Below are 5,783 nucleotides of genomic sequence, written 5' to 3' on the forward strand. Positions count from 1 at the left end.
CCCTCCCCGCACCCCCCTCCGACGGCACCCAAGTCCGCTGGATCTACTGGACGTCGGGCACCACCTCGAACCCCAAGGGCGTCCTCCACACCGACCGCAGCCTCATCGCCGCCGGCGCCTGCCTCGCGCACGCGCTGCACCTCTCCCCCGCGGACGTCGGCTCGATGGCCTTCCCGTACGCGCACGTCGCGGGCCCCGACTACACGGTGATGCTGCTGCTCTACGGCTGCCCCGCCGTCCTCTTCGAGCACTTCGCCTTCCCGGCCGCCCTCGACGCCTACCGCCGCCACGGCGTCACCGTCGCCGGCGGCTCCACGGCGTTCTACTCGATGTTCCTGAACGAGCAGCGCAAGGACCCGTCGACGAAGCTCATCCCCAGCCTCCGCCTCCTCGCCGGCGGCGGCGCCCCCAAGCCGCCGGAGCTCTACCACGAGGTCGTCCGCGAGATGGGCATCCAGCTCACCCACGGCTACGGCATGACCGAGGTCCCCATGATCACCATGGGCGACCCGGACGACACCCCCGAGAACCTCGCCACCACCGAGGGCCGCCCGCCCGCCGGCATGGAGGTCCGCATCGTCGACGGCGAAGTCCGGCTGCGCGGCGAGGCGGTGTGCGCGGGCTACCTCGACAAGGAGGCCTCCGCCGCGGCCTTCGACGCGGACGGCTTCCTCATCACCGGCGACCTCGGGCACGTAACGGACGAGGGCCATCTGGTGCTCACCGGCCGCGCGAAGGACATCATCATCCGCAAGGGCGAGAACATCTCGGCGAAGGAGATCGAGCAACTCCTCTACGAGCACCCGCAGGTCGGCGACTGCGCCGTGATCGGCCTGCCGGACCCGGCCCGCGGCGAGCGGGTCTGCGCCGTCATCGAGCAGCCCGCGGACGCGAAGCCGCTGAGCCTGGACGAAGCGGTGGCGTATCTACGGGACCGGGGCCTGTCGGTGCACAAGCTCCCGGAGCAGCTCGAGACCGTCGACGCGCTGCCGCGCAACGAGACCCTGCGCAAGGTCCTCAAGTACCAGCTGCGGGACCGCTTCAGCGGGTAACAACAGCAAGCGCGGCTACGCGCTCAGCGGTGCCGCGAGCTCATCCGTCGCGGCGGCGGCATCGGCGTACACCTCGAAGAGCCTCCGCACGCCCAGCGCCGCCAGCACCCGGTTCACGTGCGAGCCGTCCGCCGCCCCGTGGTCCGGCAGGATCAGCCGCAGGCGGCCGCCGCACGAGCGCAGCAGGCGCCGTGTGGCGATCAGCACACCCACGCCGCTCGAATCGCAGAAGCGGACCTCCGACAGGTCCAGCACCACGCTGTGGCGGCCGTCGGCCACGGCCTCGTGCACGGCCTGCCGTACCTGCGGACACGTGGCCATGTCGAGCTCGCCCGAGACGCGCAGGACAGCCCACGCGTCCGTTTGGTCTGCGGAAACCCGAAATGACACGCTCTCAGCACCCTCCTGCTGCGCTTTCCCCGGGGGGTCCCGGCCGGACCCCCATCGCTCTCCGCCGCCTTCCCACCGAAGAAGACCTGAAACTCCAACCCAAGGTTGAGCGATCACGCACTACATTCGGAGGGAGGAGGGGGCGCCATGACCAACACCCAGGGCATACCGGACCCGGTCGGCAGGGACGGCCCGCCGGCCCGGGACCGCAAGACGCAGCAGCGGCTGGCCCGTGGCGAGGCGGCCGCCCTCGGTGAGCTCTACGACCAGTACGCACCGCTCGTCTACGGCCTCGCCCTGCGGGTGCTCGACGACGAGGAGGCCGCGGACACCGTCCTGACCGAGGTCTTCTCCTATCTGTGGCAGCACCCGGACGCGTACGAGCCCAAGCGCGGCCCGCTGCGCTCCTGGCTCGCCAACATGGCCCACAAGCACGCCGTCCGCCGGCTGCGCTGGTCCGCGATCCAGGCGAAGGCCGAGGAGGGCGGCGCCGCCGAGGACTCCGACGGCGACACCGAGGCCCGCATACGGGACGTATCGGCCGCCGCCCGCGCCGACTACATCGTCACCGCCATGCCCGCCGGCCTGCGCGCCGCCCTGGAGCTCGCCTACTTCAAGCGCCACGACTACCGCAGAACCGCCGCCGACCTGAACGTCTCCGAGGCCGAGGCCCGCCGCCGCCTCCGCCTGGGCCTGCAGCTGCTGTCCACCGCGTACCACCCCCCGACCCCCGACGGGCGGCCCGCATGACCGGTCGGCCGACGTCTGATCCCGCGGACCACCAGCTGCTCAAGTCCCTGCTCGGGGCCTGGGCCCTCGCCGCCTGCTCGGCCGAGGAGTCCGCGGCCGTCGAGGAGCACCTCACCGACTGCGGCAGCTGCGCGGACGAGGCCCGGCGGCTGCGCGAGGCCGTCGCCCTGCTGCACCCGCAGGACAGCCTCGACCTCGACCCGGGCCTGCGCTCGAAGGTCCTCGCCACCGCCCTCGACCGCCGCCGCCCGCGCATCCCGCTGCCGCTGTGGGCCGAGCCGTACGACGCCGAGACCGCCCGGCTGGACGCGCTGCTGCACGACATGGGCGAGGCCGAGTGGGGCGCGCCGGTCCGGCTCAGCTGGTACGAGGAGGACGCCCCGGCCTCCCGCGAGATATCCGTGGCCGGCGTCATCGGGCACCTGATGGCGGTGGACGGCCTGGTGGCCCTGTCCCTCGGCCTGCCCGATCCGCTGCACATGGGCGCCCCGCCGGAGGGCGAGGGGCCCGCGCGCCCGGTGCTGACCTGCCCCGGCGAGCGCACGGAGACGTTCTGGAAGGAGGCGGGCTCCGCGCACGAGCAGCAGCAGCGGCTCACCGCCGAGCTGCGCCGCAGCCACGCCGGCACGGTCCGCGGCGTCTGGCGCGACCAGAACTACTCCCTCATCCGCACCGCCTCCTTCGCCGGCGGCGGCGTCGCCGACCTCGGCGTGCCGTACGGGGCAGGCGTCTCGCTCCCGCTCCGCGACGCCTTCCTGGACCGCGCCTTCGAGTGCTGGATGCACGCCTGGGACGTCGCCCGGGCCATCGACTATCCGTACGTCGTGCCCGACGCCGCCCATCTGCACCAGCTCATGGACCTGGCCGCCCGGCTGCTGCCCGGGGTGATAGCCGAGCGCCGCCGCACCGGCCTCGCGGCCCCGCCGCGGCGCCTGGTCGCGGCCGGCTCGCCGGGCCGGACGCTGCACCTGGAGCTGGAGGGCGAGGGCGGCGGCGACTGGTACATACCCCTGGACTCCCCGGCCGCGATGGCGTCGCCGGGGGAGATGGTGGCGCATGTGGCCCTGGAGGGGCTGGAGTTCTGCCGGCTGGCGGCCGGGCACGTATCGCCGGAGGAGGCCGCCGCCGGGCATGACGGGGAGCGCGGGGAGATCCGCGACTTCCTTTACGCGACGGCGTCGCTGTCGCGGCTGTAGGGCTTTTCGGCTTACGCGAAGACGACGGTCCGGCTGCCGTTCAGCAGCACCCGGTGCTCGCTGTGCCACTTCACCGCGCGGGCGAGCGCCTGGCACTCCACGTCGCGGCCGATGGCGACCAGCTGCTCCGGCGTGACCTCGTGGCCGACGCGCTCGACCTCCTGCTCGATGATCGGGCCCTCGTCGAGGTCCGCGGTCACGTAGTGCGCGGTGGCACCGATCAGCTTGACCCCGCGGGCGTGCGCCTGGTGGTACGGCTTCGCGCCCTTGAAGGACGGCAGGAAGCTGTGGTGGATGTTGATGATCCGGCCGGACAGCTGCTTGCAGAAGTCGTCGCCGAGCACCTGCATGTAGCGGGCCAGCACGACCAGCTCGACCTTCTCCCGCTTGACGAGCTCCAGGACCCGCTGCTCGGCCTCCGCCTTCGTGTCCGGCGTCACCGGGATGTGGTGGAAGGGGATGCCGTACGAGCCGGCCAGCTCCTCGAAGTCGGGGTGGTTCGAGACCACGCCGGCGATCTCCACCGGCAGCGCGCCGATCCGGGAGCGGAACAGCAGGTCGTTCAGGCAGTGCCCGAACTTGCTGACCATCAGCAGGATGCGCATCTTCGTGCCCTGCTCGTGGATCTGCCAGTCCATCGCCCACGACTCCGCCACGGCGGCGAAGGACGCCCGCAGCTGCTCGACGGAGGCCCCGCTGTCCGCGGCGAAGTGCACCCGCATGAAGAACAGCCCGGTCGTCGGGTCGCCGTACTGCTGACTGTCCTCGATATTGCAGTCCGTCATGAACAGATAGCTCGAGACGGCGTGCACAATGCCCTTTTTGTCGGGGCAGGACAGGGTCAGTACGTACTCGCTCATGCGGGACAGCTTAGGGCCTGTCTTCGACTCCCCGTCGTCGCGCGAAGCGCGGCGCAGCGGCGGTCGGTGCGTGCCCTCGGCGTGCGCTGTCACCGGTCATGTGGCGGAGCCACCTGTCCGGGGGCGGCGTGCGGCGAGGGTGCGTGCCGGGCGTCGGGGCGCAGGCGGGGAGTCGAAGACAGGCCCTCAGGCCGCTGTGCCCGTCATGATGGCCAGCACCTCGAGTGAGCGGGGCGCGGTGTCCGGGTCCTCGCCGTCGTTCTCGGCGAGCTTGACGTGCGCCTCGCGGCACGCCCGTACCGCCTCCGGCCAGGCGTGGTGCTCGAAGTACGCGGTGACCGGGGCGTCGGCGCCGACCTGGTGCATGATGCGCAGCACCCGCAGCACGGCGACGTCGATCAGCGCGGCCTCCTTGGAATCGCGGAAAATCGTCCCGACGTACTTCTCGGCGGACCAGTTGTCCAGCCAGGTGTCCTCGACCAGGCGGTAGACGGCGTCGGTCACGTCGCCGTAGCCGGGGACGCCGGCCGCCCAGTACTCCTGGTGGAAGGCCGGGTCGGAAAGCATGTGCAGCGCGGAACGCACGTGCGTGCGCCAGCGCCACCACGGCATGTCTTGGATGGGCATGGTGCCCATCGTGGTCGAGCCGCGGCCGTTACGTGAAGCCATTGGTGAAGTCCGTCCGCTCACAGCTGCTCGGGGGCCCGCGGGGGAAGGCCGTAGTTCGCGGCCGTGGGCTTCCACAGCTCCGCGGCCTGTCGTTTCGCGGTGGTGGCCTGACCGCTCGCGGTGTTCCCCGCGCGCGTCTGGTTTGTCGTACGCGCCTGGCCGTGCTTGCACGCCTTGCCCTTGGACATCTGGCCGGCCCAGAGCGCGTAGTGGTTGTCGGCGGAGGCCGAGGCCTTCCAGCCCTTGTTGAGGGCGGTGACCAGCGCCTGGTTGTTCGGGATCTTGTCCGTCTTGGTCTCGGCGAGGCGGGTGACCAGGTCGTTGCGCTGCTTGGCGGCGGCGCGCAGGTCGGTGGCGGCCTTGCCGAGGGCCTTGCAGGCGCGGATGTTGGCGACGGAGCGGATCACCGCGGCGCGGCTGTCGTTGCTCGCGGCGAGCAGCTTGTCGAGCGCGGCGGCCTGCGTCTTGGCCGGGTCGGCCGGCTTCTTGGACGGCTCGTCGTCATCGGCGGGCGCGGAGCTCTGCTTGTCGTCCGCGTTCGCCTCGGAGTCGCCGCCACCGCTGCTCAGCAGCCAGCCGGCGGTGAGGCCGACGACGACGCAGGCGGCGGTGACGAGGGCGACGAGCGCCCAGCGGGGGATGGAGCCGCGGCGGTCGTCGTCGTAGTCGTCGTACGGGTCGTAGCCGTAGTCGTCGTGACCGGGTCCGGCGCCGTACGGGGGCGGCGGGCCCTGGCGCGCCGGGCCGTCGGTTATCCGCGGCATCTGCTGGGTGGCGCCGGCGTCCTGGGCGGGGGCGGCGTCGCGGTAGAGCGCCTCGAAGGCGTCGGGGGGCGCCGGGGCCGCATGGGCCGCGGGAGCGGGGGG

At 72.3% G+C, this 5,783-nt stretch carries 6 protein-coding genes and 1 pseudogene; 3 read left to right on the forward strand and 4 right to left on the reverse strand.

Translation table 11 applies throughout. The annotated features are described in order from the left end of the window. A partial coding sequence (locus G5C51_RS39325) for a class I adenylate-forming enzyme family protein (RefSeq protein ID WP_165245288.1) occupies nucleotides 1–1,052 on the forward strand: 1,052 nt, incomplete at its 5' end. A gap of 15 nt (nucleotides 1,053–1,067) precedes the next feature. On the opposite strand, the gene G5C51_RS39330 is transcribed toward G5C51_RS39325, so the two are convergent. Further along, entirely contained in the window at nucleotides 1,068–1,442 is a 375-nt protein-coding gene (locus G5C51_RS39330; RefSeq protein ID WP_165245290.1) for an anti-sigma factor antagonist, read from the reverse strand. A gap of 147 nt (nucleotides 1,443–1,589) precedes the next feature. Between G5C51_RS39330 and G5C51_RS39335 the strand changes: the two genes are divergently transcribed. Both G5C51_RS39335 and G5C51_RS39340 read left to right on the forward strand, forming a co-directional pair. Then, nucleotides 1,590–2,192 carry a sigma-70 family RNA polymerase sigma factor gene (locus G5C51_RS39335; RefSeq protein WP_165245292.1) on the forward strand — a complete coding sequence of 201 codons (603 nt, stop codon included), beginning with the start codon at nucleotides 1,590–1,592 and terminating at the stop codon, nucleotides 2,190–2,192. Further along, nucleotides 2,189–3,388 carry a zf-HC2 domain-containing protein gene (locus G5C51_RS39340; protein WP_165245294.1) on the forward strand — a complete coding sequence of 400 codons (1,200 nt, stop codon included), beginning with the start codon at nucleotides 2,189–2,191 and terminating at the stop codon, nucleotides 3,386–3,388. The genes G5C51_RS39335 and G5C51_RS39340 overlap by 4 nt, the downstream gene beginning before the upstream one ends. 11 nt (nucleotides 3,389–3,399) lie before the next feature. Here G5C51_RS39340 and purU read toward each other — a convergent pair whose 3' ends face one another. The 3 genes and pseudogenes from purU to G5C51_RS39355 form a co-directional block, all read right to left on the reverse strand. Further along, a complete protein-coding gene (gene purU / locus G5C51_RS39345; protein ID WP_165245296.1) occupies nucleotides 3,400–4,248 on the reverse strand; it encodes a formyltetrahydrofolate deformylase in 849 nt (282 codons plus the stop codon). A 186-nt stretch (nucleotides 4,249–4,434) separates the two neighbouring features. Next, nucleotides 4,435–4,884 carry an SCO4402 family protein gene (locus G5C51_RS39350; protein WP_420824909.1) on the reverse strand — a complete coding sequence of 150 codons (450 nt, stop codon included), beginning with the start codon at nucleotides 4,882–4,884 and terminating at the stop codon, nucleotides 4,435–4,437. Between the two features lie 50 nt (nucleotides 4,885–4,934). After that, nucleotides 4,935–5,783 (reverse strand): annotated as a pseudogene (locus G5C51_RS39355) (hypothetical protein); the annotation flags it as partial.

The organism is Streptomyces coryli (assembly GCF_011044975.1).
Taxonomy (GTDB): Bacteria; Actinomycetota; Actinomycetes; order Streptomycetales; family Streptomycetaceae; genus Streptomyces; species Streptomyces coryli.

What these genes read in the sequence shown, in the direction of transcription:
- G5C51_RS39350 (WP_420824909.1), bottom strand. Translation starts at nt 4,884, where the DNA reads ATGGGCACCATGCCCATCCAAGACATGCCGTGGTGGCGCTGGCGCACG.
- purU (WP_165245296.1), bottom strand. Translation starts at nt 4,248, where the DNA reads ATGAGCGAGTACGTACTGACCCTGTCCTGCCCCGACAAAAAGGGCATT.
- G5C51_RS39340 (WP_165245294.1), top strand. Translation starts at nt 2,189, where the DNA reads ATGACCGGTCGGCCGACGTCTGATCCCGCGGACCACCAGCTGCTCAAG.
- G5C51_RS39335 (WP_165245292.1), top strand. Translation starts at nt 1,590, where the DNA reads ATGACCAACACCCAGGGCATACCGGACCCGGTCGGCAGGGACGGCCCG.